We start from the raw sequence: 23,726 nt of genomic DNA, 5'->3' as shown, positions 1-23,726 counted from the left end.
AAAAACTGCGTGAATTGTACCGACGTTCTTCAGAATTAATGTTGTCTTCAAGACAGCCCCAGCCGATGCAAGGCCTGCTCATCCATCAGGCGTTTCCGGCCCAGTTTCTGCCCATCGCCCAGGCCCTGCTCGACGCGGGCCATGAGGTCCATGCCATCGGTGCCGATGGCTCCGCCCCGCTGCCCAGCGGCTGCCGCTTTCACCCCTACGACGCCCCCATGGCGGAGCGGCTGCCCCCCGGCCTCAACGATCCAGGGCTGGAGAGCGCCCTGATCCGCGGCGAGCGGGTGGCCGACCTGGCCCGGGACTTGAAGCAGGACGGTCTCGAGCCCCGAGTGATCCTCTTCCACAGCGCCTGGGGCGAGGGGCTCTACCTGCGTGAGCTCTGGCCCGAGGCCCTGCTGATCGCTTATCCGGAACTGTTCGGCTCCGAGGCCCTGCTCGGCAGCGCCGATCCGGACAGCCCGCCCATCAGCGACGGGCGACGGCGCCTGCTGGTGCGCAACAACCTGATGGCGCTCTCGGCCCTGGCCGCCGCCGACGCCGCCCTTACCCCCACCCTCTTCCAGCGCGACAGCTTTCCGGCCCCCTGGCGCGGCCGCTTCCAGGTGATCCACGAAGGGATCGACACCGCCAGCCTGCGTCCGGCCGCGCCGCGGGGCCTGCGCCTCAGCGCCGATCAGGTGCTGGCGGCCGATGTGCCGGTGCTCACCTTCGTGAGCCGGAATCTGGAGCCCCTGCGGGGGTTCGGCCGCTTGATGCGGGCCCTGCCTCCCCTCCTGCGCCACCACCCCGACCTGCAGGTGGTGCTGGTGGGGGGCCACGGCCACAGCTACAGCCCGCCCAGCCCCCACCCCGGCGGGTACCTCGGCGCCCTGCTCGAGCAGCTGGGCGAGCGCATCGACCGGCGGCGGTGTCATGCCGTGGGCCTGCTCCGGCGTGACCAGCTCACCGCCCTGCTGCAGCGCAGCACGGTGCACGCCTATCTCTCCTATCCCTATGTGCTCTCCTGGAGCCTGCTGGAGGCGATGGCCTGCGGGGCGGTGGTGGTGGCCTCCGACACGGCTCCGGTGCGGGATGTGATCCGCCACGGTCACAACGGCCTGCTGGTTCCCCTGGAGGACCCGGCGGCCATCGCCGCCCGCATCGACACCGTGCTGCGCGATCCAGCCTCCCACCGCCCCCTGGGCCAGCGGGCCCGCGCCACCGTGCTGGAGCGCTACCGGCGCGACCACTGCATGGCGGCCTTCAGTCACTGGATCGATGCGCTGCTGCTGCTGCGCTCCAGCCGGTGAACGCCCCGAGCAGCCCCTCGATCGCGCTGGCCCAGTCGCCCGTTGCGCTCTGACGGAACAGGCGCAGGGAGCCATACCACGGGCTGTCCTCCCGCTGCCGCAGCCAGCGGGGATCGGCGCTCCAGGGCAGCAGGATCCAGCCGGGGGCTCCCATGGCGCCCGCCAGATGGGCCAGGGCCGTGTCCACAGTGATCACCAGATCCAGCTGGGCCACCACCCGCGCCAGATGGGCGAAGTCGCCCAGATCCAGCCGCGGCGCGGGCAGCCGGAACCCGAGGGCGGCCGCCAGCTCCCCATCGTGGCCGTACTGCAGCGGGATCACCGCCGCGCCGGCCCCCTGCAGCCCAGCGATCAGCTGCCAGAGGGCCAGGGGGGTCAGGCTGCGTTTGACGTACTCCCGGTGGGTGAAGGGATCCTCCCGCTTGCGCCCCGACGCCCAGACCAGTCCGACCCTGGGGCCCTCCGGGAGGCCCTCCGGGAGCAGGGAGGGCCCCGCGGTGCTCCAGAGCGGCGAACGCAGGCAGAGGCCGCCCTCCGCAGGGGCGTGGTCGGGGCCGAGCCGGTGGGGCAGGCTCATCAGCGGTCCATGGGCGGCCAGGGGCTGGAAGGTCAGGGTGTCCTTGCTCACCACCCGGGGTGGTGCCGCCATCCAGGCCAGGCCCTCCTGCAGGAGTCGCACCAGGTTGGCCTCCACCACCAGATGGAGCGGGCCGGGCCGCCTGGCCAGGGCAGGAATCCAGCGCAGATACTGCAGGGTGTCGCCGAAGCCCTGCTCGCTCCAGATCCAGAGGGGCTGGTCGGCATCGAGCTCCCCCTCACCGCCCGCGCCCCAGAACGGGGCCGGGCGGAAGGGGCTCCAGCCCGGCAGCGCGCAACGGGCCTCCGCGGCAGCGAAGGCCTCGGCGTGGCGCTCCAGACCGATCAGCACCTGGCTCAGCCCCCAACGGGCCTCGGCATCACCGGCCGCTTCGTAGAGGGGCAGGGCCTCCTCGAACCGGTTGAGATCCCGCAACGCGTTGGCCAGGCCGCAGAGCGCCGCGGGAGCGGGGGCTGAGCAGGCCAGCGCCTGCCGGTAGGCGGTTTCGGCCGCCTGGGGGAGGTCGGCCAGCCACAGGGCATGGCCCAGGTTGCCCCAGAGCCGCCCATCCCCGGGCTCGAGCGCCAGGGCTTCCCCATAGGCGGCCGCCGCGGCGATCCAGGCGTGGCGGCGCTCGAAGGCGGCGGCCCTGCGGAGGCAGGCCAGCAGCGGCTCGGACTCGGCCATCGGCTCATCGTTCACCAGCACAGCCCGGGGCGCCCGCCGCGACCCAGCATGCCCGTGTCAGGGGAAGACGACCGAAGCACCCGGCCAGACAGGACAGCCCTTGGATAAGAAGTGCTGATAAGCAGTGCTGATGTATGAATCTGGTTAACATCAAGGAATGTGTGGAGCGCTGCCGAATCTGAGAGAAATCGGTAAGCAGCAAGCCATTTCACGGGGAATTCTGAGGGATCGGACACACCGGATTCGCCGCGAGATCAGAAAGGCCCCCATCAATTTGTGGTTTCCGATACCGGTTGAAGTCCAATCCCGCGAGACTTCCGCTGAGAGGAAAAGACAAGCCCTGAAGGCTGATAAGGTTCGACCACATCGGAAATCCATCCCAAGGATCTCCACTTCGCCTGAACCCCGGCTCACTCTGAAGCTATGCCTACAACCCTATCTGTCAGCGGCGGTTATACCCAGTTCCTGGATCGCCTGGAAGATCGCCTGGAGGATGCTCCGGCCTCCTTCAAGGAGCAACTCGGTCCTTTCGACGACAAACTCGCTAACTCCATCGATTTCCTGCAGGCCCGGGTCGATGAGAATGATGATCTCGTCATCGGTGATGCCCTGGCCCAGGAGCTTCTCTCGGCGGCCAACGAATTCTTCCCCAATGGGGATGCCTCCATTGCCCTAGGGGTCGATTTTCTTCTTTCCGAGCCCCACCCTTCCGAGTTTCCGCCGATTTCCAAAATCGTTGACTTCTTCGAGGATCGCGGCCAGTTTCCCGTGGTCTTCGGTGGCGACGAATCCGAGAATCCCTTTGCAGACCTGCTTGGCCTCTTTGACGACCAGCCGTCGGCCAGTGATCTCCGGGACCGCTTGGATGACCTCTTCCCGGGCGGACAGGGCTGATTCCCCGGCCCCAGGCTGACGGATCTCCGTCTCCCCGTTCCCTTGACGCCAGCACCAACCCTGGAGCTACCCGGCTCCAGGGTTTTTTTCTGGCCCAGCACCGGAAGGGAAATCCCAGCGGGTCGGCGCAGCAGCCGGGCCGGGCCTCCCTTCCCCCGCTAGGAGTGCGCCAGCACCAGTTCACGGCGGCTGGCCGGCTGGAAGCGCAGGCGGGGTGGGCCCTCCCCGGCACTGGTCACGTCCACGGCGATCGTGCTGCCTTCCGGGAAGCTGCCGGCCAGGATCGCCTTGGCAATGGGCGTTTCCAGCTCCCGCTGGATGGCCCGCTTCAGGGGCCGGGCGCCGTAGACCGGGTCGTAGCCCGCCGTCGCCAGCCAGTCGAGGGCAGCCCCATCGAGCTCGAGGCCGAGCTTGCGGTCCTCCAGCCGCTGACGCAGGCGGGCCACCTGCAGCTCCACGATCTGACGCAGTTCCTCGGCCCGCAGGCTGTGGAAGATGATCGTTTCATCCAGGCGGTTGAGGAACTCGGGCCGGAAGTGGGCGCGCAGGGCGTCGTTCACCCGCTTCTCCATCTCGCCGTGGCGGGCCGGATCACCGGCCAGATCGAGGATCGAGCTGCTGCCGATGTTGCTGGTGAGGATCAGCACCGTGTTGGTGAAATCCACCGTGCGCCCCTGCCCATCGGTGACGCGGCCGTCATCGAGGATCTGCAGCATCACGTTGAAGACATCGGGGTGGGCCTTCTCCACCTCGTCGAACAGGATCACGGCGTAGGGCCGGCGCCGCACCGCTTCGGTGAGCTGGCCGCCCTCCTCGTAGCCCACGTAGCCCGGAGGGGCTCCGATCAGGCGGGACACGGCGTGCTTCTCCATGTACTCGCTCATGTCGATGCGCACCATGGCGTCGTCGCTGTCGAACAGCTGCGAGGCCAGGGCCTTGGAGAGCTCCGTCTTGCCCACGCCGGTGGGGCCGAGGAACAGGAAGCTGGCGATCGGGCGGTTGGGGTCGGAGAGGCCGGCACGGGAGCGCTGGATCGCATCGGCCACGGCCGTCACGGCCTGGCTCTGGCCGATCACGCGGGTGTGCAGCTCATCTTCGAGATGCAGGAGTTTCTCCATCTCGCTCTGCACCAGCCGTGACACGGGGATACCGGTCCACTTGGCGATCACCTCGGCGATGTCGTCTTCGGTGACCTCCTCGCGCAGCAGGGTCTTCTCGCCATCACCCGCGTTCAGTTCGGCTTCCTTGACGGCCAGCTTCTTGTGCAGGTCCGCCAGGGTGCCGTACTCCAGTTCCGCGGCCTTGTTGAGGTCGTACTGACGCTTGGCCTGCTCCACCTGCAGCTGCACCTGCTCGATCTCCTCCTTGATGGCGCTGAGCTGATCGATCGCCCCCTTCTCCTGCTGCCACTGGGCATTGAGGGTGCTCTGCTGCTCGCTCAGATCGGCCAGCTCCTTCTCCAGCCGCTCCAGGCGGTCCTTGCTGGCGGCATCGGATTCGCGGCCCAGGGAGAGTTTCTCCATCTCCAGCTGCAGGATGCGGCGGTCGAGTTCATCGATCGCCTCCGGCTTGGAGGTGATCACCATCTTCAGGCGCGCCGCCGATTCATCCATCAGATCGATAGCCTTGTCGGGCAGGAAGCGATCGGCGATGTAGCGGCTGGAGAGCACCGCCGCCGCCACCAGGGCGTTGTCGGCGATGCGCACGCCGTGGTGCACCTCATAGCGCTCCTTGAGACCCCGCAGGATCGAGATCGTGTCCTCCACGGTGGGCTGATCCACGAACACCTGCTGGAAGCGGCGCTCCAGGGCGGGATCCTTCTCGATGTGCTGGCGGTGCTCATCGAGGGTGGTGGCCCCGATGCAGCGCAGTTCGCCTCGCGCCAGCATCGGCTTGAGCAGATTGCTGGCATCCATCGAACCGCCGGCGGCGCCGGCCCCCACCACGGTGTGGATCTCGTCGATGAACAGCACGATCTGCCCTTCGCTGGAGGTCACCTCCTTGAGCACGGCCTTGAGCCGCTCCTCGAACTCACCGCGGTACTTGGCGCCGGCGATCAGCGCGCCCATGTCGAGGGCGATCAGCTGGCGGTTCTGCAGCGCCTGGGGCACGTCACCGTTGACGATGCGCTGGGCCAGGCCCTCCACGATCGCGGTCTTGCCCACGCCGGGTTCACCGATCAGCACCGGGTTGTTCTTGGTGCGGCGGCTGAGGATCTGGATCGTGCGGCGGATCTCCTCGTCGCGGCCGATCACCGGATCCAGCTTGCCGTCGCGGGCCGCCTGGGTGAGATCGCGGCCGTACTTCTCGAGGGATTCGTAGGTGCCTTCGGGGTTCTGATCGGTCACGGTCTGATTGCCGCGCACGGCTTGGACGGCGTCCTTGAGTTTGTCAGCGTTGGTGCCGGCCTGCGAGAGCAGCCGCTTGCCGCAGCGGTCGTCGATCGCCAGGGCCAGCAGCAGGTGCTCGATCGAGATGAAGCTGTCGCCATAGGTCGCCTTCAGCTGTTCGGCCTGATCGAGCACCTCATTGAGGCCCTTGCCCAGGAACACGTTCTCCGGCGCGGCGCCCAGGCTGGGCTGGCTCGCGAGGTACGACTCCACCGACTGGTTCAGGGCCGCCACATCGACGCCGGCCTTCTCGAGGATGCGGGTGGCCAGTCCGGGCTGGCTGATCAGGCTGGCGAAGAGATGCTCACTCTCCAGCTGTTGCTGCCGGCGCTGCTTGGCCAGCTGCTGCGAGGCCACGATCGCGGCCCAGGCCTTCTCGGTGAACGCTTCGGCGGTGGGGTGCATGGAGGATCTCCGCTTGGATGGGTCGTTGAAGGAAGGCTATGAACGACCCCACCACCAGCACAGGATGGGGTGCCCGAAACATTTGGCGAATCAACCGAACGGCGGCTCGGGCCGGTTCGTAACGTCGAGCCCTTGCCACGCCCTCGCCCGATGCCCAGGACCCGTTCTCTCGTCGCGCTCGCGGCCCTCACCCTGCTGTCAGCCGGCCTGGCCCCCGGCGCTGCGGCCGCCAGCTGCACCTACTTGCCGGCCGTGGGGGGAGGCACCAGCGTCAGCAAGTCGATCCAGCTGAACGGTCCCCTGGTGTTTCCCTTCGGCCGCACCAACTTCAACACCGACTTCACCGTGAACCGGGCCTTCTCCAGTTACAAGGTGAACTTCAAGTCCAACTCCAGCGAGCGCGGCCCCTACCCCATCCAGGCCTATCTCAAGTTCAGCGATGGCACCAACCTGCAGGTGGTGAACGAAACGCTCGACGCCCGGCCCGGCCAGTTCCGCCAGTTCGGACCCTTCTATCCCCCCTCCGGCAAACTGGTGAGCCAGGTGAACGTCAAGGTGGGCTCGGGCTACAACGCCAACGCCACGGGGTTCAGCTACACCATCTCGGTGTTCGGCTGCCGCTGAGGGAGCGGAGGACGCGACCCGCGCCCGCGCTTCAGAGGTCGAGGCTCGGCACCGCCCGCGGGCAGAGCCTGAGCGGGCAGCCGTCGGCGCTGTAGAGCGCATCGGCCGCCGACAGGCAGCCGCCGGCGTTCTTGCGAGGCACCTGCCGCGGCTCGATCCTCAGCGGCTGCAGCACGGAGTCGCTCAGGGGGACCAGCAGCGGGCAGGAGGCCCCCGGCACCCAGGGCGCGCTGGACAGGGGCGGCACCGCCAGGGGCTGGGGCTGGGCGGAAACTGGAGCGCCGAGCATCAGGGGCAGAGTGGCCAGGAGGCTCACCAGGCTTGGTCTGCTCGCCGGCGGTCCGAACCTGGCGAGCGGTCCGTTCAGAACTGGAGTTGCCATGATGACGCGGCGTCAGGCCACGGGCCCAGGGTAGGGATGAGCAACGAGGACAGGGATGCCCTGGTGCTGCGACTCGCGCACGAATCCCGTGATTTCGAGGGCACCAGCAAGGATCCGGAGCGCAACTGCTGGCTGGTGGTGCACCGCCACGCCCATGGGGTGCTGCCCAGCGAGTACGACATCCGCGACGTGCCCGAAGACCTTTACCTCGACGTGCTCGCCAGGCGCCGCGAGCTCAGCTGAGGCTTCCGTCCGGTCACCGAGCTGAGCAGATCGGCCACAGGGGCGATCCGCGACCGCTCCAGGAAGCGGGAGGCCGCCTCCGCGGCACTGGCGCGCTCCAGGTCGGCCCACTCGATCGCGTAGCCCAGGGCCCTGGCCTGCTCGATCAGCCGCTGCCAGGGCTGCTCGTGGTCACCCTGGCGCAGCAGGGCCCTGAGCCTGGGTTGGCGCTCGGCGTCGGCCACCAGCCGCCGCAGATGGTCCAGGGACATCCCACTGCTTCATCGGACATGGTCACCATCGCTCCGCCACCACCGCCTGGCCAGGAACTGCACACAAAGCACAAAAAAACCACCCCTGGCAGGGGTGGTGGGTGATGACCGACGCCGTGGCAGGAGCAGGCCGCTCGGCGTCTGGATCAATGAAGGGGCCTCAGACCGTGGGCCTCAGAGCCTCAGAACCTCAGGCCCAGCCCTTGGCCGCCATTTCCTCGACGTAGGCGGCCACATCGGCGATGTCACTGTCGGTGAGCTTGCCGGCGAAGGCGGGCATGGCGTTCTTGCCGTTGGTGACCTGCATGGCGATGGCCGCCTCATGGTCACTGCTGTAGTTGGCCAGATAGGCCTCCAGAGCGTCGGCCTTGAGCGTGCGCTCGGCGTTCACCACATTGCCGCCGCCCATGTGGCAGGCGGCGCAGTTGGCGGAGAAGAGCTGGCCGCCGTGGGCAGCGTCGGCGGCAAAACTGGGGGCGGCTCCCAGCAGCAGTGCCAGGCAGACGGCGAAGAATGAAAGCAGGCGACGCATCAGGGAGGCGAGCAATGGAGCGGGCAACCAGTCAAAAATAGAGTCCCGCCACCGGATCGGAGCCGGCGGCGGGAGCGGATCGAAACAATGTCGTTACCGAGCCCCGACGGGGTTCACTCGACGATCACCTTGCCGACCATGCCGGCTCCGCGGTGGGGCTCGCACCAGTAGTCGTAGCTGCCGGCCTCATCGAAGGTCTCATCCCAGCTCTCCCCGGGAGCGAAGGCCAGGGTGGTGTGGCTGAGCTCCTCGTGGCCATCGAAGACGGCGTTGTGGGGGGCCAGCTTGTTGTTGACGAAGTGGACCGTGTCGCCCTTGCTGATCGTGACCACACTGGGCTCGAAGGCCAGCATGCCGGCGTCGGTGCCGAGTTTCACCTCAACGGTGGCGGCTGCGGCCGGCTGCACGATGCTGACGCTCACCAGCACCAGCAGGGCCCCGACCAGGGCGGAGGTGGCGACGGCCTTGAGAAGGCGAGCCGCGGAAGCCATCAGACCTCGAACCATCAGCAAGTCCTAACACTTTGAGAATTGTATGGCGTCGTCACACGGCACCGCGGTGAGGCAGTCCCGCCAGCTCGAACACCGCCTCGAGGCTGGGGGCATGGCTCACCAGACCGAAGCGCTCCGGCGGGCTCACCGGGTCGTGGATGAAATGGCGCTGGCGGATGCTGAAGCGGTCCCAGGCGTTCACCTCGATCGGCAGCACCCGGATCAGGGCCTCGATCCACCAGCCGTTCAGTGACAGCCCCAGCGGCGGCCGCCAGCTGCGCCGCCAGCGGCAGAGGCGGCTCACGGTGTCGTCGACCGTGACGGCCGGCTGCCCCAGCACCAGCCGGCGCAGCGGCCCCTGATCCGGCTCGGGATTGGCCTGATGGGGGTTGAGGGCCAGGTGGGCGCAGACCCGGGCGATGTCGACGGCATGGATGAAGTGGAAGCTCGCCTCCGCCCGCAGCCACTTCGCCAGCCACAGCCAGCGCACCGCCTCCTTCAGGCCGGCCGTGAGGTAGCTGGTGGGGAGGGGGTCGCCGGGAGCCACCGAACCGCCGAACACCAGCGTGGGGAAGACCGCCACGATCCGCTCGGCCAGGGGATGGCGCTCCAGCTGCTCGAGGCAGAGAGCCTTGGTCTGGATGTACTCGGTGCCGTAGGCCGCCGCTTCCGGCAGCAGCCGCAACGACCGATCGAGAATGCTGGCGGTGGAAAAATAGATGATCTGCTCCAGCCGCCCGGGATCGAGACGGCCCAGCAGCTCCTTGACCGCCACCACATTCACCTGCTGAGCCCGCTCGGGGTCACCCCAGGCGGTGGCGGTGTGGATCACCCGGGTGGCCGAGGCGATCGCGGCGGCGTGGGGCTCCTGATCACGCAGATCACCCACCAGCAGGGTGATGCGGGGGTGCTGCCGGGGCACGGCGGTGAGCTTGGCGGGATCCCGCAGCCAGAGCAGCAGCTCGGCGTCGGAGTTGGTCAGCAACTGCTCGGCGATGGCCTGGCCGACGCAGCCGCTCGCTCCCGTGATCAGAATCCGGGCGGGCCCGCTGGCGCCACTCAAACGGCTGCCCCCAGCAGCTCGTTGACCGACTTGCCGGCCTCGAAGAACACCCGGGCGTTCTCCTCGGGCGTGCCCGGCAGGATGCCATGGCCGAGGTTGAGGATGTGGCGGCGGCCCCGGGCCTTGAGCACGGTGTCGACGATCCGTGCCCGGATCGCCTCCGGTGTGCCGAAGAGCAGGCCTGGATCCACATTGCCCTGCACACCGAGGTGCTGCGGCAGGCGGGCGCAGCCGTCGGCCATGTCCACGGTCCAGTCGAGCGAGATGAAATCGACGCCGGTGGTGGCCATCCGCTCCAGCACACCGGCGCTGCCGGAGATGTAGAGAATCAGGGGGGTGTCCGGGTGCTTCGCCTTGACCTGATCCACCACCCGTTTCTGATACGGAGCCGCGAACATGTCGTAGTCGATCGGGCTGAGCTGACCCGCCCAGGAATCGAACAGCTGCACCACCTGGGCACCGCTCTCGATCTGATAGCTCACGTAGGCGGCGATCGAATCGGCCAGCAGACCCAGCAGACGGTGCAGCAGCGCCGGCTCCTGGAAGGCCATCGCCTTGATCACGGCGTAGTTCTTGCTGCTTCTGCCCTCCACCGCATAGGCGGCCAGGGTCCAGGGAGCCCCCACGAAGCCGAGCACCGCCGCCTCGTTGCCCACACTCTGGCGCAGCCGGCCCAGCACCTCGCCCACGAACGGCAGCGACGCCGCGGCATCCAGGGGCCTGAGCGCCTCCACCTGGGCGAGGCTGCGGATCGGCGGATCGATGATCGGACCCTTGCTCTCGATGATGTCGAAATCGATCCCCATCCCCGGCAGCGGCGTGAGGATGTCGGAGAAGAGAATCACCCCGTCGGGCTGAAAGGCCCGATACGGCTGCATCGAGATCTCATAGGAAAGATCGGGCTGCTCCGAGCGTTCCCGGAAGCCCGGATGACGGTCGCGCAGGTCGCGGTAGACCTTCATGTAGCGCCCGGCCTGGCGCATCATCCAGACCGGTGGCCGCTCCACCTGCTCACCTCGGGCGGCGCGCATCAGCAGGGGGAGCGAGTCGGCCATGGGTGAAGAGAATGCCAGGGGCGAACCTACCCGACGGCACCACCGGCTTCGGTGGCTTCGTCACAGAGGGTCTGGCTGCGCACCGGGTCGTGCTGCAGCACCAGCACGCTCAGGGGCGGCAGGCAGAGGTCGAGCGACTGCTCATAGCCATGCAGCGGCCACTCGTCGCTGAATTTGCCCCCGAGATTGCCGAGATTGCTGCCGCCGTAGCGGCTGCTGTCGGTGTTGAAGGCCTCGGCGTAGTAGCCCTCCTTCGGCACCCCCACCCGGTAGTGGGAGTGGCTCTGGGGGGTGAAGTTGGCCACCACCACCACCCAGCGGCCCGTGAGGCTCTCGCGGCGCATGAAGCTGATCACCGAATGACGGCTGTCGCTGCAGTCGATCCACTGGAAGCCGTAGTGGTCGAAATCCTCCCTCCAGAGGGCCGGCTCCTCGCGGTAGAAGCGGTTGAGATCGTCGACCAGGTTGCGCAGCCCCTGATGGGCCTCGTACTGCAGCAGGTCCCACTGCAGGTCGCCCCAGACGTTCCATTCGGAGCGCTGCCCGAACTCCATGCCCATGAAGATGGTCTTCTTGCCCGGGTGGGTCCACATGTAGGCCAGCAGGGCGCGCACATTGGCGAACTTCTGCCAGTCGTCACCCGGCATCTTGTGCAGCAGATGGCTCTTGCCATGCACCACTTCATCGTGGCTGAGCGCCAGCATGAAGTTCTCGGTGTAGTGGTACATGATCGAGAACGTGACATTGTTCTGGTGGAACTGGCGGAACCAGGGATCCAGCTCGAAGTAATCGAGCATGTCGTGCATCCAGCCCATGTTCCACTTGAGGTTGAACCCGAGGCCACCCATGTCGGTGGGCTTGGTCACCATCGGCCAGGTGGTGGATTCCTCCGCGATCGAGAGGGCACCGGGGAAGTGGTGGAACAGCACCGAATTGGCCTGCTGCAGGAAGCGCACGGCTTCCAGGTTCTCCCGCCCCCCGTGCTCGTTCGGCAGCCATTCGCCATCGGGACGCAGGTAGTCGCGGTAGAGCATCGAGGCCACCGCATCCACCCGGATGCCGTCGATGTGGAACTCCTCGAACCAGTACACCAGGTTCGCCACCAGGAAGTTGCGCACCTCGTTGCGGCTGTAGTTGAAGATCAGCGTGCCCCACTCCTTGTGCTCGCCGATGCGGGAATCGGCGTGCTCATAGAGGTGGCAGCCATCGAAGAAGGCCAGGCCATGGGCATCCTTGGGGAAGTGGCCGGGCACCCAGTCGAGGATCACCCCGATCCCTTCGGCATGACAGCGATCCACGAAGGCCCGGAATTCATCGGGTGGACCGAAGCGGCTGGTGGGGGCGTAGAAGCCCGTCACCTGATAGCCCCAGGAACCATCGAAGGGATGCTCGGCGACCGGCATCAGCTCCAGGTGGGTGAACCCGCGCTCCTTCACGTAGGGGATCAGCCGGTCGGCCAGCTCGGGGTAGGTGAGCAGGCGTGCGCCGGGCTTGAGATCCGCCGCCGCCACGGGTGGCCGCGGGCTGCCGTCGGCCTCCAGGAAGGGCTCATCGGCAGGGCCGTGCATCCAGCTGCCCAGATGCAGTTCGTACACAGCGATCGGCTGGTTGAGAGGATCGCGGCCGTCGCGCTCGGCCAGCCAAGCCTGATCACTCCAGCGGTACTGGCCCAGCTGGGAGACCACCGAACCCTGCCGGGGGCGGACCTCGTGCTGGAAGCCGTAGGGATCGGCCTTCACATAGCAATGGCCCTCGGGGGAGCGCACCTCGTACTTGTAGAGATCTCCCGGCTTCAGGCCGGGCACGAACAGTTCCCAGATCCCGCCGATGCGCAGCTGCATCGGGTGATGGCGGCCATCCCAGCTGTTGCATTCAGCCAGCAGGGCCACACTGCGGGCATTGGGGGCCCAGAGGGCGAACTGCACGCCGGCGATGCCATCGCGCTCGCAGGGGTGCGCACCGAGACGGCGCCAGATGTGATGGTGGTTGCCCTCCGCGAACAGATGGCGGTCGAGTTCGCCCATCCACTCCTCGCGGAAGGCCCACGGATCGTGCTGCTGATGCTCGATGCCTCCGCGCTGCACCCGGTACTCGTAGCGGCGGCCCGGGTCTTCGCTCAGCTCCACCTCGAACACCCAGGGATGGTGCGGCGTGGCCATCGGCAGGGTGCGGCCGTTCAGCAGCAGATCCACCTGGCTCGCCTCCGGCATCCAGGCCCTCACCACCCAGCCATCACCGTGGGGCTGGGGTCCCAGGACGGCAAAGGGATGATCGTGCCGGCACTCCTGAAGCCTCTGGCCGTCCTGGACCATCCATTCGAGGCTGGAGGGGGGCATCGAGCATGAGCGGACGGAAGGGGAGCTTAGGCCCGCAGTTCCTCAGGCCCCCGCGCTCAGGGCAGGGGGGTGCCGGGCCGGGCCGGATCCTCGGGGAAGTCGACGCCGATGATGTGACCCTGGTTGTCGAAGATCACGAACAGGTTGTCGGTGACCCGCTGGAACTCGGTGGTGACGAGCACCAGCTGCTGGGGTCCCCCTTCACTGGCCACCACGGTGCCGCGCAGCCGCTGGAAGGACCCGGTGAGTTTCTCGAGATCCTTCCAGCGGTTGAGCAGATCCTGGGGGGTGATCTCGTCCTGGAGATCGCGGATCAGCAGGCTGCGGGCATCCACCACCCGGCCCTGGCTGAGGGAGGTGATGAAGTTGGTGGCGATCTGCTTGATCGGCCTGTCCTTCTGATCCAGCTCCCAGCCCAGCACACGCCCGCGGCCATCGAGCACCAGCACCAGCGGACGGCTGCCGCCGCTGCCCTTCAGTTCCACGTCCACCGTGCTGTCATCCACCCCCGTCGAGACGCCGGTGATGCGGCTGCCCAGGATGGTCCCCTGATCCTGAAGGCGCTGACGCACCCGCTCCACCGTGGTCAGCTTCTGCAGATCTGGGGCCAGACGATCAAACACGGCCTGGCTGTCCTGCCGCTTGAGGGCATCGAGCAACACCTGCCCGGCGGCTCGGGCCTCGGCCGGCTGCAGCGCGGAGGTGGCCAGGGCCTGACCGCCATGCAGTCCACAGGCCAGGGCCATCGCCAGCAGAGGGACGCGCAGGTTCACGGAGGGGCGGGCAGTGTGTTGGCGTCAGTCTGCCCGAGAATCAAGCGGCAGCAGGCGCAGGCAGGCTTCGCTGAGCTGCAGCTCCAGGGTGATCACCCGGTGGCCCGGGCCCACGGGACCCAGGACGGAGTCGCCGCTGCCGGGGTTGACGGTCACCTGGGGCCAGGCCGAGGCCGCCAGCGACAGGCGCAGCTGCTCCCCGGCCGCCAGGGTCGCCACCAGGGGCTGCAGCCTCAGGCGTCGCCGCTGCCGGCGGCGGCAGTGGGGCCCCAGCGACCGGAGCACCCCGGTGCTCAGCTGCCAGACCGTCCCCCGGCGGATCACCGAGAGGGCCCCGCAGAGATCGAAACCGTCCTGGTCACAGCTGACCTCCAGCTCCAGTTCCGGACGACCCGCCAGCTGCAGCGGGCCCGCCAGGGGCGGAGCGGTGAAGCAGGCCACATCGGCGCGGGCGTCGAGATCGGTGCGGTCCACCAGGCCGGCATCCAGGCCCAGATGGCCTCCCCGTCCGGGGGCGGGCCGCCAGGGATCGTGCACCAGGGAGAGGTCTCCGCCACCGACCCCGTCCGGGAGCAGGCGGCCCTCGCCCGGATCGATCGCGGCCAGTCCATCGCTGCGCAGCGCCCAGCGCGGCCCCTCGCTGCCGCCATCGGCCAGGCGCCGCCAGGAGCCGGAGCCCAGATCGGCCACCCACTCGCGGGGATGGGCCTCCAGTCCTTCCCGGTCGCGCAGGTGCCGGTCGAAGAAGGCCAGCTGCAGGCGATCGAGGCCCCCGGCCCAGTTCAGGTGCGTCCACGCCCCGATGCGCAGCCAGGGAGCGCCGCCGGCGGCATGGGCGCGGGCGCGCAGATCGAGCACCCCGCCGAGGTGCGGGTCGTGCCAGCCGCCCACCAGCAGCATCGGCTGGCGGAGCAGTCCCTCCGTCGGCTCATGGCGTCTCCAGCCGGCGGCACTGGCGGGATCCAGCCGCAGCCAGCCCAGCCCCATGCCGCCGGGATCGTGCTGCTGCAGCAGCGCCAGCCCCTCGCGCAGGAACGTGCCCCCCTCCAGGCTCAGGCGCAGGCGGCGCCAGGCCGCGTCATCCCCGGCGCGCCGCGCCGATTCGGCCGCCAGCTGCAGCGCCCAGCCCAGACCCAGAGCCCACCAGTGGGCGCCCCCTTCGCTGGCCCAGTGCAACCGCTCATCCAGGCCGGCCATCGCCGGGGCCAGGGCGTCAGGCAGCGAGCCGCCGGAGCCCAGCAGCAGCTGAGTCAGCCCCTGATAGGAGAAGCCATAGGTTCCGACCCGGCCGTTGGCATAGGCCAGGCTGCGCACCCAGGCCAGGGCGACGGCGCCATCGGCGGCCTCCTGGGCAAAGCCGCTGAACTCCCCCGTGGAATCGCCCCGGCCGCGCACATCCTGCACCGCCACCGCGTAGCCCTGGGCGGCATACCAGCGCGGATGGGCATAGGTGACCGTGGAGGCGATGGCGCGCCCGTAGGGCTGACGCATCAGCAGCAGCGGCCAGCGCCCCGGCCCCGTGGGTTTCCAGACCCTGGTGGCCAGCCTCGCGCCGTCGGGGCAAGGCATCCATTCCTCGAGAACCTCGGTGTCCAGCGGAGCGGCTCAGCGCACGTCAGGACAGTGAAGCCCGACCACGTAGGTGGTGAGAATCTCCGCGTCGGTGGAGCTCAGGCCCTGGCTGCGGGCCACCATGGCGATCGCTTCCGGGGAGTTGGAACTCACGCCGCGGCTGTTGAGCTGGCGCAGGTCGGCGCAGAGGCGCCGGGCCAGCTGCGGGTTCTGCTTGACCGACTCCAGCAGCGGTGAGGCCGCCTCGACGGGCGTGAACGGCAGACCGGCACCCAGGAGCACGGCCAGGGCCGTCAGAGCGATGCGGCCGGGTGCAGGCAGCCGAGGTCGTCGTTGGGTGAGAAGGGAGAGAACAGGCAAGGACCGTCCACCGCAGGGGGGATCTGTCCATTTGAGGGTCTGGGCGAGACCGGTTGGAGCAGTCCTGGTCAGTTTGGTGGGCGACCGGTGGCCCGGCGTGCCGCCGCGATCCAGGCGCGCACCTGCGTGGCGTCGGGCGTGGCCACCGCGGATCCGGTCAGGGAACGCTGCAACCGACCCAGCTGGCGCAGCAGCTGCTGGGGCGAGGCTTCGGCCAGTCCGGCCGAGCTGGCGATGCCCGCATACAACAGCAGGGCGGCCTGCTCAGGCTCCAGCCCCAGCTCACTGATCAGCCGGGCCTGGCCCCTCAGTTTGATCAGGCGCTGCTCCGAAGCGCCGCAGCGGGCCAGCCGCCGCAGCGCCAGATCGCTCTGGGCGGCCAGCGACGGCCAGTCGGTCAGACCCGCCTGGCTCAGCTGGCTCTGCTCGGCACGGAAGTGCGCGGGAAGAGCCAGCATCAACGCAGCACCTGAACCGCGCCGTCACTGAGGCTGCGGGTGGCCTCCGCCAGCACCACCGGCCGGCTGACACCGTCGCCGGCCGACTCGACCCGCCTCAGGCGCACGTGCACCAGCCCATCGGCGCTGCTGCGGCCGCTGCCGCGCAGGTTGAGGGCCAGCTGCTCCACCGTGGGGCCGTAGGCCTCGGCGGCCAGACCCTCCGGGGCGGCGGCGATCACCAGATTGGTGCCGTTGTCGAACACCACCGGCACGGTCACGGCGCCCTCCACCTGGGTTCGGGGCGAGTAGCTGATGGCGAAGGCCAGACAGGAGAGGGAGAGCAGGGCCGTGAAGCTCGTGACCCCCACCAGCCGGAAGCGGACTCCCCAGCCCAGCACGAAGCCCGCCACCATCAGCACCGCCAGGACCCCACTGGCGGCCCCCAGCCAGAGCCCGGCTTTGAGCAACAGCGGATCAACGGGCATGGCGGCCAGGACGGAAGCGGAAACCCCTTTATATTGCGGCGTCCTCAGGCGGTGACAGCGACGAGCCGATGGGGTCCCCGCCTTCGCCTGGAACGGGAACCCAGTCCCGGAGCCGTCGCCACCGGCTGCTGCTGGCCGCTGCCCTCGGCGGTGGCGCAGGCCTGATCGGAGCCTGGTGGGCCACCGATCATCTCGCTCGCTGGGCCTACGAGAGCTGGCGGCCCCAGCTGCAGGTGCTGATCGGCCGTGGGCTGGGGCACCCCGTCCAGCTTGGTCCCTATGAAGGGCTCAGGCCCTGGGGTCTGAGCATCGGGCCCAGCCGTGTCCTCAGCGGTCCGGCCGACCGCTCCAACCTGAGCCTCGACGGGGCCGGGGTGAACCTGGATCCCCTGGCCAGCCTGGCGGAGCGGGCCCTGGTGCTGGATCTGCGGCCCAGGGGAGCCCGGCTCAACCTGATCCCCAACGCCAGGGGGCAACTCTGGGTCTTCGGACCGGCGGGAACCAGGAAGCCGCCGAGGCTGACCCTGAACCTGCTGCTGGAGAAGCCCGCCCGCCTGCAGCTGGGCTCCGGCGCTCTCGACCTGAAGGTGCAGGGCCGGGCGGGGGTGAGGCTGCACCGCCGCAGCGTCGACTGGCGCGCCACCGCCAGGGCAGGCGCCGGCAGCGGCCGTGCCGGGGTGCGGGGCAAGGCGAACTGGGGCAGCGGAGCCGTGACGCTCGGCCTCGACCTGCGCCGCTGGGATCTGGCCCCTCTGGTGTCCCTGGTTCCCCGCGCCCGTCCCCCGCGCCGACAGTCGCTGAAGGGAACCGCCGACGGCCGCCTCGAACTCAAGCGCCGTCCCGGCGAGATCAGCTGCCGGGGCTCCCTGCGCCTGGGCGGGGTGGAGCTGAGCGATCCGCTGTTGCCGGCCCCGCTCCAGGCCCGACGCCTGGGCGTCGGCTGCCGCGGGCAGCGGATCCAGCTGCAGGGGGATCCCTGGCAGATGGCGAACTGGCGCGGAACCGTGGGCGGTTCCCTGGTGCCCGGCAGCCGCTTCGACCTGCGGCTCACGGCCAGCGACCCCCAGCGCGGCGACCGGCTGGGCCTGGGACTCAGCGGTCCCTGGCGTCAACCTCTGCTGGCGCTCGATGGCCATATCCCCCTGGGCAAGGGCACACCCACCAGCCCCCAGCCCCTCAAACTCAACGCCCTGATCCGTGCCGACTGGCGCAGCAGCCTGCGGTTGACCCTCGACAGCCTGCGCCTGCGCTCCGGCCGTTCCGCGCTCACGGCCCGAGGCCAGGTCTGGCCGCGCCTCGACGTGCGCAGCCAGCAGATGCGCCTGCACCCCTCCCTCTGGCAGCCGGCCGGAGGTGCAGCCCAGGCCCTGCTGGGCCGCGAGGCCTGGCTGGAGGGTGGCCTGCTCCTCGGTGGCACCGTGCAGCGGCCGACCCTCAGCGCCAGGGTCCTGCGGCAGGGCAGCACCCTGCTCACCGTGCAGGCCAGCGGCGGCCCGAGCGGCCGACGGGCCGGGCCCCTCGGGCGCCTGGAGGCCAGGCTCACGGCCCCCTCCGGCATCCGGCTGGAGGACACCCTGCTGCTGGGAGCAGCCAGCGCCGACCTGGTCTGGTTCGAGGATCGCCTGCGCCTGCGCCGTTTCGAGAGCCCGGAGCTCAGCGCCGATGGCAGCCTGCCCCTGCGCTGGCAGCGCCGTCGCGGCCTGGTGGCCGGTGAACTGGGCCTGAACCTGAACCTCAGGCCCTACGCCCTGGCGCGGCTCGGCCCCCTGGTGGGCAGCACGCTCCAGGGGGATCTCAGCGCCCGGGGAACCCTCCGTGGACCCCTGGCGGCCCTGCGCCCCGACGTCTGGCTGACGGTGCGTCAGCCCGGTGGCGGCCCCCTGCAGCTCCTGGAAACCTGGGAAGGACGGCTCACCGCCCGGGGCGGCGGCGGCGGCGACCTGGCCCTGACGGCGCTGGCCCCGGCCCAGCAGGGGAGCCTCAGGGCCCGGCTGAACCGCTCCTGGCTGCCCACCGAGGTGGAGCTGCGCCGCCGGCAGGGGGTGCTGAGCCTGACGGGCGATGCGCGCCGCTACCGCTGGCAGGCGAGACGCTTCCCCCTCGGGGGACTGCGTCTCGCCGTTGGGGGCAACGCCAGGCCCAGGGCCCTCGACGGCCTGCTCAGCGGCAAGGGATTTCTCGATCTGCAGCCCCTGGCGATGGAGGGCAGCGTGGCCCTCGACCGTCCCCTGCTGCTGGGGGTCCGCGGTCAGCGGCTCACCGCCACGGCCCGCTATGCGGGCGGTCAGTTCCGCTTCAACGGGGAGTTCATGCCCCTGGCCGGCGGAACCGTGGCCCTCAGCGGCGATGGCGTGCGCAAGGGCCGCCTGCGCAGCCGCCTCGAGGGACGGGGACTGCCCCTGCAGCTGTTCCAGGAGCTGGCGGAGGCGCTGACGATCTGGCGGGGCGACACCCCTCCGCCCAGGGGACGGGCCAGCGACCTGGGCACCCTCATGATCGACACCCTGGGCGGGACGATCGACGGCCAGCTCCAGGCCCTGCGCGCGGCGCAGGCACGGCTGGCGGAGCTGCGCCCCCCGGCGACCACCGGATCACGGGTGCAGCTCGCGGACCTGCGTGGTCTGGTGGATCTGGACATCAGCCTGGCCGGGCCCGATCTGGAGCGCCTCAGGCTGGATGCCGCCGCCAAGGGCCACCTCTGGCTGCGGGCCGACGACCGCGACGAGGCCCTGCGGCTGGAGCCGTTCCAGGTGCGCCTGGCCGGACCGATCCGGGGCGGGCAGGGGCGCTTCAGCCTCGAGAACCTCCCCCTGGCCCTGCTGGCCCTGGCCACACCGGTGCCCAGCAGCCTGCGGGGGGGACTGAACCTGGAGGGCTCCTACCAGCTGGCCTCGCCCGGCCGCGAGCGGGCCTTCCGCACCAGCCTCAGCCTCAACGACGCCAGCCTGAACGGGATCCCGATCCGCCTCGAGGACACCAGCGTGAGCCTGGAGGGCCAGGCCCTGGCCCTCTCGGCCTCCCTCAGCAGCCAGGGGGCCGGCAGCCGCGTCGACCTCAGCGGCAGCATCCCCCTCGATCCCGGCCAGGAGGGCCTGAGGCTGCGGCTCTCCAGCCGCGGCGACGGGCTGCGCTTCATCAGCACCCTGGTTGGACGGGGCCTCGACTGGCGTAAGGGCAGCGCCGATCTGGAACTGCTGATGCGGGGCAGCCTGCTCAAGCCCCTGGCCAACGGCTTCCTGCGCTTCCGCGACGGCGAGGTGGTGGTGGCCGGTCAGGAGATCAGGGACCTGCAGGCCACGGTGCTCTTCGATTTCGAGGAACTGCTGGTGCAGGAGTTCAAGGCGCGTATGGGCCGCAGCGGCGAACTCGAGGGCAGCGGCGGCCTCGCCCTCTTCCGCGACAGTCCCCAGCGCCAACCCCTCCAGCTCACGGTCAAGACCGCCCGGATCAGCGCGCCCCGCCTCAACGCCCTCACCGACGGCACCCTGACCCTGCGCGGCAGCCTGCTGCGGCCTCTGCTCAGCGGCGAGCTCAGCCTGAGCAAGGGCACGATCAACGGCCAGCCGGGCACCCTGGCCCAGGAGGACGACAAGGGCGTGCTCAAGCCCAAGCCGGCCCGGCGGCTGGTGGAGGAATCGTGGAACTTCGAGAAGCCGCTGGTGCTGCTCGGGCCGGAGGTGGAAAGCGACACGGGCCTGTCCCTGCGCGATTCGGTCCCGCGGGTGCCTCTGCTGCGCCTGGACAATCTGCGCCTCAGCCTCGGTCCCGATCTCGAGGTGGTGGTGCCTCCCGTGGCCAGCTTCAGGACGGGCGGCACCCTCACCCTCAACGGCCGCATCGATCCCAGCCTCAGCGCCAGCGGCGTGGTGCGGCTGCGCGGTGGCCGTCTGAGCCTGTTCACCACCAATTTCACCCTCGACCCCGACGCCCCCAACGTGGCGGTGTTCACCCCCAGCCTCGGCCTGGTTCCCTACGTGGACATCGCCCTGCGCACCCGGGTCTCGGACACGCTCAGGGTGGGGCAGAGCGGTGGAGGCCTCAACGACGTCGACCTCCGGGGTGGCTACACACCGCTGGATCAGCTCAACCTGGTGAAGGTGGTGGTGACCGTGAGCGGCCCGGCCGACCGGATCGCCGAATCCCTCACGATCCGCAGCTCCCCTCCCCTGCCGGAGGAGCGGCTGGTGGCCCTGATCGGCGGCAATTCCCTGGCCGGCCTCAGCGGCGGCAATGCCACGACGGCCCTGGCCACGGTCTTCGGCCAGTCGCTGCTCTCGCCCCTGGTGGGAACCCTGAGCAGCGCCTTCGGCCAGCGCGTGAGTTTCTCGATCTTCCCCACCTTCTTCTCCCCCTCCACCCAGGAGGTGGGCAGCAACGCCTCCGGCTCCCGGCGGGAGTCACGCCGCGCCCCGGCCCAGCTGGTGCTGGGTACGGAGCTGGGCCTCGACATCACCGAACGCTTCAACTTCTCGGTGCTGGCGGCACCGAACCGCACCGACATCCCCCCCCAGCTCACCCTGCGCTACCAGGCCAATGACACCCTGGGCCTGCAGGGATCCTTCGACACCGAAGGGCGCTGGCAGGGCCAGCTGCAGCTGTTCTTCCGCTTCTGAAGGGGCCCGCCTGACCATGGAACTGATCGGCGTGGATCTGGGGGGCACCGCCATCAAGCTCGGCCGCTTCGACGCCGACGGCGCCTGCCTGGCCGAACTGAAGTGCCCCACCCCCCGGCCGGCCCTGCCCGGAGCGGTGTGCACGGCGCTGGTGGAGGCGATCTCAGCGGTGGATCCCGGGCGCCAGGCCGCTCGGGTGGGGATCGGCCTGCCCGGACCGATGGACCGCAGCGGCCGGGTGGCGCGGGTGTCGATCAACCTGCCCGGCTGGCACGACGTCCCTCTCGCCGACTGGCTGGAGCCCCTGTTGGGGCGCCGGGTGATCCTGGGCAACGACGCCAACTGCGCCCTGCTGGGGGAGGCCTGGCTGGGGGCGGCCCGTGGCCGCTCCGACGTGCTGCTGCTCACCCTGGGCACGGGGGTCGGCGGGGCCGCGCTGCTGGGGGGCCGGCTGTTCACGGGCCGCGACGGGGCGGCGATCGAGCCCGGCCTGATCGGTGTGGATCCGGAGGGTCCCCCCTGCCACAGCGGCAACCGGGGCTCGCTCGAGCAGTACTGCAGCATCACCGGCCTGGGCCGCCTCAGCCCCCTGGACCCCGCCGAGCTCGACCGTCGTGCCAGAGCCGGCGATGCCGAGGCCCTGGCCGTGTGGGCCCGCTACGGCCGCTGGCTGGGGATCGGCCTGAGTTCCCTGCTCTATGTGCTGACGCCCGAGCTGGTGCTGTTCGGCGGTGGCCTCAGCGCCGCCAGTGATCACTTCCTGCCGGCGGTGTGGCGGGAGGTGGAGGAGCGGGTGCTGCCGGTGAGCCGCCGCGGACTGGAGATCCGCCGCTGCGCCCTCGGCAACGGCGCCGGGCGGCTTGGGGCGGTGCGGCTGGCCCTCGAAGCCCTGCCGGCCTGAGTCTTCGCCACTGCGGCTGGAATGATGGACCGATGGCTTTCCCCCCGTCCGGAGTCCCCGACCCCAGCCCCGAGCTGCTCAGCCGCGCCGCCGCCGTGCGCCGTGCCGCCATGGCCCTGGGCCAGTGCAGCGATGAGCAGCGGCAGCAGGCGCTGCTGGCGATGGCCGAGGCCCTGGAGCGCTCGGCCGAGGCGATCGCGGCGGCCAACAGGGCCGATCTGGAGGCGGCGGCGGTGGATCAGCTGGCCCCGGCCCTGGTCGCCCGGCTGAAACTCGACGGCGCCAAGCTCAGCGGCGCGATCGAGGGCGTGCGCCAGCTGGCGACCCTGCCGGATCCGGTCGGTCGCCGCCAGCTGCACACCGAACTCGATGCCGGCCTGGTGCTGGAGCGGGTCACCGTGCCCCTGGGGGTGGTGGGGGTGATCTTCGAGGCACGCCCCGACGCCCTGATCCAGATCGCCGCGCTGGCGATCCGCTCCGGCAACGGCGCCCTGCTCAAGGGGGGCCGCGAAGCCAGCCGCAGCTGCGCGGCGATCTTCGCGGCCCTGCAGGAGGGCCTGGCGGCGAGCGCGGTGGATCTGCAGGCCCTCGCCCTGCTGACCACCCGTGAGGAGAGCCTGGGGATGCTGCGGCTCGACGGCCTGGTGGATCTGATCATCCCCAGAGGCTCGAACGACCTGGTGCGCTTCATCCAGGACAACACCCGCATCCCGGTGCTCGGCCACGCCGACGGGGTCTGCCATCTGTACATCGACCGCTCGGTGGACCCGGAGCAGGCCCTGCGCATCGCCATCGACAGCAAGACCCAGTATCCGGCCGCCTGCAATGCGATCGAGACCCTCCTGGTGCACCAGGACGTGGCCGACCGGGTCCTGCCGGCGGTCATCAGCGCCTTCCAGGCCGAATCCGTGGAGCTGCGGGGCTGTCCCCGCGCCTGCGCCCTCGGGGTGGCCCGTGCCGCCAGCGACGACGACTGGGGCCGGGAATTCTCCGACCGGACCCTGGCGGTGAAGGTGGTGCAGAGCCTGGAGGAGGCTCTCGACCACATCGCCCGTCACGGCTCCCGGCACACGGACGCCATCTGCAGCACCGATCCCGAGGCGGCCGGACGCTTCCTCTCGGCGGTCGACAGCGCCGGGGTGTACCTCAACTGCTCCACCCGTTTCGCCGATGGCTTCCGCTACGGCTTCGGGGCCGAGGTGGGGATCAGCACCCAGACCCTGCCCCCGCGGGGGCCGGTGGGGCTGGAGGGGCTGGTCACCTACCGCTACCGCCTGCGCGGCGAGGGCCACATCGCCGCCGACTACGTCAGCGGCCTGCGCCGTTTCAGCCACCGCTCCCTGCCCCTCTGACACAT

Annotated in this window: 21 protein-coding genes; 7 read left to right on the top strand and 14 right to left on the bottom strand. The window is 69.8% G+C overall.

The features are described from left to right. The first annotated feature begins 65 nt into the window (after positions 1 to 65). Positions 66 to 1,295: a glycosyltransferase gene (locus I1E95_RS14590; protein ID WP_197163431.1), complete on the top strand. Its 1,230-nt coding sequence runs from the start codon at positions 66 to 68 to the stop codon at positions 1,293 to 1,295. Here the strand turns inward: I1E95_RS14590 and I1E95_RS14585 are convergent. Then, complete coding sequence (locus tag I1E95_RS14585; RefSeq protein ID WP_197163429.1) at positions 1,249 to 2,559, bottom strand: glycosyltransferase family 9 protein; 1,311 nt, start codon at positions 2,557 to 2,559, stop codon at positions 1,249 to 1,251. The genes I1E95_RS14590 and I1E95_RS14585 overlap by 47 nt on opposite strands. Positions 2,560 to 2,982: 423 nt before the next feature. Here I1E95_RS14585 and I1E95_RS14580 point away from each other — a divergent pair, with 423 nt between their 5' ends. After that, on the top strand, positions 2,983 to 3,453 hold the full coding sequence (locus I1E95_RS14580; RefSeq protein WP_197163427.1) for a hypothetical protein: 471 nt from the start codon (positions 2,983 to 2,985) through the stop codon (positions 3,451 to 3,453). Between the two features lie 158 nt (positions 3,454 to 3,611). Here the strand turns inward: I1E95_RS14580 and clpB are convergent, their stop codons facing one another. Next, the gene (gene clpB, locus I1E95_RS14575; protein ID WP_197163425.1) at positions 3,612 to 6,248 is read right to left on the bottom strand and encodes an ATP-dependent chaperone ClpB; all 2,637 of its coding nucleotides are present in this window, start codon (positions 6,246 to 6,248) and stop codon (positions 3,612 to 3,614) included. Positions 6,249 to 6,398: 150 nt separating this feature from the next. Between clpB and I1E95_RS14570 the strand changes: the two genes are divergently transcribed. After that, a complete protein-coding gene (locus tag I1E95_RS14570; RefSeq protein ID WP_197163423.1) occupies positions 6,399 to 6,872 on the top strand; it encodes a hypothetical protein in 474 nt (157 codons plus the stop codon). 31 nt (positions 6,873 to 6,903) lie between these two features. Here the strand turns inward: I1E95_RS14570 and I1E95_RS14565 are convergent, their stop codons facing one another. Then, positions 6,904 to 7,188, bottom strand: coding sequence for a hypothetical protein (locus tag I1E95_RS14565; RefSeq protein WP_197163421.1), 285 nt, complete (start codon positions 7,186 to 7,188; stop codon positions 6,904 to 6,906). Between the two features lie 102 nt (positions 7,189 to 7,290). Between I1E95_RS14565 and I1E95_RS14560 the strand changes: the two genes are divergently transcribed. Further along, positions 7,291 to 7,497, top strand: coding sequence for a hypothetical protein (locus tag I1E95_RS14560; RefSeq protein ID WP_197163419.1), 207 nt, complete (start codon positions 7,291 to 7,293; stop codon positions 7,495 to 7,497). Here the strand turns inward: I1E95_RS14560 and I1E95_RS14555 are convergent. The 11 genes from I1E95_RS14555 to I1E95_RS14505 all read right to left on the bottom strand — a co-directional run bounded on the left by I1E95_RS14555 (position 7,458) and on the right by I1E95_RS14505 (position 16,855). Beyond that, on the bottom strand, positions 7,458 to 7,748 hold the full coding sequence (locus tag I1E95_RS14555) for a hypothetical protein (RefSeq protein WP_197163417.1): 291 nt from the start codon (positions 7,746 to 7,748) through the stop codon (positions 7,458 to 7,460). The two genes, I1E95_RS14560 and I1E95_RS14555, sit on opposite strands and share 40 nt — an antisense overlap. A gap of 190 nt (positions 7,749 to 7,938) precedes the next feature. Continuing rightward, on the bottom strand, positions 7,939 to 8,280 hold the full coding sequence (locus I1E95_RS14550; protein ID WP_197163415.1) for a c-type cytochrome: 342 nt from the start codon (positions 8,278 to 8,280) through the stop codon (positions 7,939 to 7,941). Positions 8,281 to 8,393: 113 nt separating this feature from the next. After that, positions 8,394 to 8,771: a plastocyanin gene (petE, locus tag I1E95_RS14545; protein ID WP_197163413.1), complete on the bottom strand. Its 378-nt coding sequence runs from the start codon at positions 8,769 to 8,771 to the stop codon at positions 8,394 to 8,396. 52 nt (positions 8,772 to 8,823) lie between these two features. Next, positions 8,824 to 9,834: an NAD(P)-dependent oxidoreductase gene (locus tag I1E95_RS14540; RefSeq protein ID WP_197163412.1), complete on the bottom strand. Its 1,011-nt coding sequence runs from the start codon at positions 9,832 to 9,834 to the stop codon at positions 8,824 to 8,826. Continuing rightward, on the bottom strand, positions 9,831 to 10,889 hold the full coding sequence (gene hemE / locus I1E95_RS14535; RefSeq protein WP_197163410.1) for a uroporphyrinogen decarboxylase: 1,059 nt from the start codon (positions 10,887 to 10,889) through the stop codon (positions 9,831 to 9,833). The genes I1E95_RS14540 and hemE overlap by 4 nt, the downstream gene beginning before the upstream one ends. A gap of 26 nt (positions 10,890 to 10,915) precedes the next feature. Further along, on the bottom strand, positions 10,916 to 13,225 hold the full coding sequence (gene glgB, locus I1E95_RS14530; protein WP_197163408.1) for a 1,4-alpha-glucan branching protein GlgB: 2,310 nt from the start codon (positions 13,223 to 13,225) through the stop codon (positions 10,916 to 10,918). Between the two features lie 56 nt (positions 13,226 to 13,281). Then, entirely contained in the window at positions 13,282 to 13,998 is a 717-nt protein-coding gene (locus tag I1E95_RS14525) for a DUF3887 domain-containing protein (RefSeq protein WP_197163406.1), read from the bottom strand. A 24-nt stretch (positions 13,999 to 14,022) separates the two neighbouring features. Continuing rightward, a complete protein-coding gene (locus tag I1E95_RS14520; RefSeq protein ID WP_197163404.1) occupies positions 14,023 to 15,567 on the bottom strand; it encodes a CocE/NonD family hydrolase in 1,545 nt (514 codons plus the stop codon). 36 nt (positions 15,568 to 15,603) lie between these two features. Beyond that, entirely contained in the window at positions 15,604 to 15,930 is a 327-nt protein-coding gene (locus I1E95_RS14515; protein ID WP_322781660.1) for a hypothetical protein, read from the bottom strand. Between the two features lie 68 nt (positions 15,931 to 15,998). Next, positions 15,999 to 16,388, bottom strand: coding sequence for a DUF4332 domain-containing protein (locus I1E95_RS14510; RefSeq protein WP_197163402.1), 390 nt, complete (start codon positions 16,386 to 16,388; stop codon positions 15,999 to 16,001). Further along, positions 16,388 to 16,855, bottom strand: a complete 468-nt coding sequence (locus tag I1E95_RS14505; RefSeq protein ID WP_197163400.1) for a Ycf51 family protein — start codon at positions 16,853 to 16,855, stop codon at positions 16,388 to 16,390. Before I1E95_RS14505 ends, I1E95_RS14510 begins: the two co-directional genes overlap by 1 nt. 68 nt (positions 16,856 to 16,923) lie before the next feature. On the opposite strand from I1E95_RS14505, the gene I1E95_RS14500 reads away from it, so the two are divergent. From I1E95_RS14500 to I1E95_RS14490, 3 genes are read left to right on the top strand one after another with little or no spacing between them, the layout of a single operon-like run. After that, positions 16,924 to 21,468: a translocation/assembly module TamB domain-containing protein gene (locus I1E95_RS14500; RefSeq protein WP_197163398.1), complete on the top strand. Its 4,545-nt coding sequence runs from the start codon at positions 16,924 to 16,926 to the stop codon at positions 21,466 to 21,468. Between the two features lie 16 nt (positions 21,469 to 21,484). Then, positions 21,485 to 22,369, top strand: coding sequence for an ROK family protein (locus I1E95_RS14495; protein ID WP_197163396.1), 885 nt, complete (start codon positions 21,485 to 21,487; stop codon positions 22,367 to 22,369). 32 nt (positions 22,370 to 22,401) lie between these two features. Then, a complete protein-coding gene (locus I1E95_RS14490) occupies positions 22,402 to 23,721 on the top strand; it encodes a glutamate-5-semialdehyde dehydrogenase (protein ID WP_197163394.1) in 1,320 nt (439 codons plus the stop codon). Positions 23,722 to 23,726 lie beyond the last annotated feature (5 nt).

It is taken from the genome of Synechococcus sp. CBW1107 (genome assembly GCF_015841355.1).
Classification (GTDB): Bacteria; Cyanobacteriota; Cyanobacteriia; order PCC-6307; family Cyanobiaceae; genus Regnicoccus_A.
This window is presented reverse-complemented; position numbering and strand designations above follow the sequence as displayed.

Bases quoted from the DNA above. Each gene is read 5' to 3' on its own strand.
- clpB (WP_197163425.1), bottom strand. From the start codon at position 6,248: ATGCACCCCACCGCCGAAGCGTTCACCGAGAAGGCCTGGGCCGCGATC.
- hemE (WP_197163410.1), bottom strand. From the start codon at position 10,889: ATGGCCGACTCGCTCCCCCTGCTGATGCGCGCCGCCCGAGGTGAGCAG.
- I1E95_RS14495 (WP_197163396.1), top strand. From the start codon at position 21,485: ATGGAACTGATCGGCGTGGATCTGGGGGGCACCGCCATCAAGCTCGGC.
- I1E95_RS14490 (WP_197163394.1), top strand. From the start codon at position 22,402: ATGGCTTTCCCCCCGTCCGGAGTCCCCGACCCCAGCCCCGAGCTGCTC.
- I1E95_RS14500 (WP_197163398.1), top strand. From the start codon at position 16,924: ATGGGGTCCCCGCCTTCGCCTGGAACGGGAACCCAGTCCCGGAGCCGT.
- I1E95_RS14580 (WP_197163427.1), top strand. From the start codon at position 2,983: ATGCCTACAACCCTATCTGTCAGCGGCGGTTATACCCAGTTCCTGGAT.
- I1E95_RS14505 (WP_197163400.1), bottom strand. From the start codon at position 16,855: ATGCCCGTTGATCCGCTGTTGCTCAAAGCCGGGCTCTGGCTGGGGGCC.
- petE (WP_197163413.1), bottom strand. From the start codon at position 8,771: ATGGCTTCCGCGGCTCGCCTTCTCAAGGCCGTCGCCACCTCCGCCCTG.
- I1E95_RS14510 (WP_197163402.1), bottom strand. From the start codon at position 16,388: ATGCTGGCTCTTCCCGCGCACTTCCGTGCCGAGCAGAGCCAGCTGAGC.
- I1E95_RS14560 (WP_197163419.1), top strand. From the start codon at position 7,291: ATGAGCAACGAGGACAGGGATGCCCTGGTGCTGCGACTCGCGCACGAA.
- I1E95_RS14570 (WP_197163423.1), top strand. From the start codon at position 6,399: ATGCCCAGGACCCGTTCTCTCGTCGCGCTCGCGGCCCTCACCCTGCTG.
- I1E95_RS14555 (WP_197163417.1), bottom strand. From the start codon at position 7,748: ATGTCCCTGGACCATCTGCGGCGGCTGGTGGCCGACGCCGAGCGCCAA.
- glgB (WP_197163408.1), bottom strand. From the start codon at position 13,225: ATGCCCCCCTCCAGCCTCGAATGGATGGTCCAGGACGGCCAGAGGCTT.
- I1E95_RS14550 (WP_197163415.1), bottom strand. From the start codon at position 8,280: ATGCGTCGCCTGCTTTCATTCTTCGCCGTCTGCCTGGCACTGCTGCTG.
- I1E95_RS14520 (WP_197163404.1), bottom strand. From the start codon at position 15,567: ATGCCTTGCCCCGACGGCGCGAGGCTGGCCACCAGGGTCTGGAAACCC.
- I1E95_RS14585 (WP_197163429.1), bottom strand. From the start codon at position 2,559: ATGGCCGAGTCCGAGCCGCTGCTGGCCTGCCTCCGCAGGGCCGCCGCC.
- I1E95_RS14590 (WP_197163431.1), top strand. From the start codon at position 66: ATGCAAGGCCTGCTCATCCATCAGGCGTTTCCGGCCCAGTTTCTGCCC.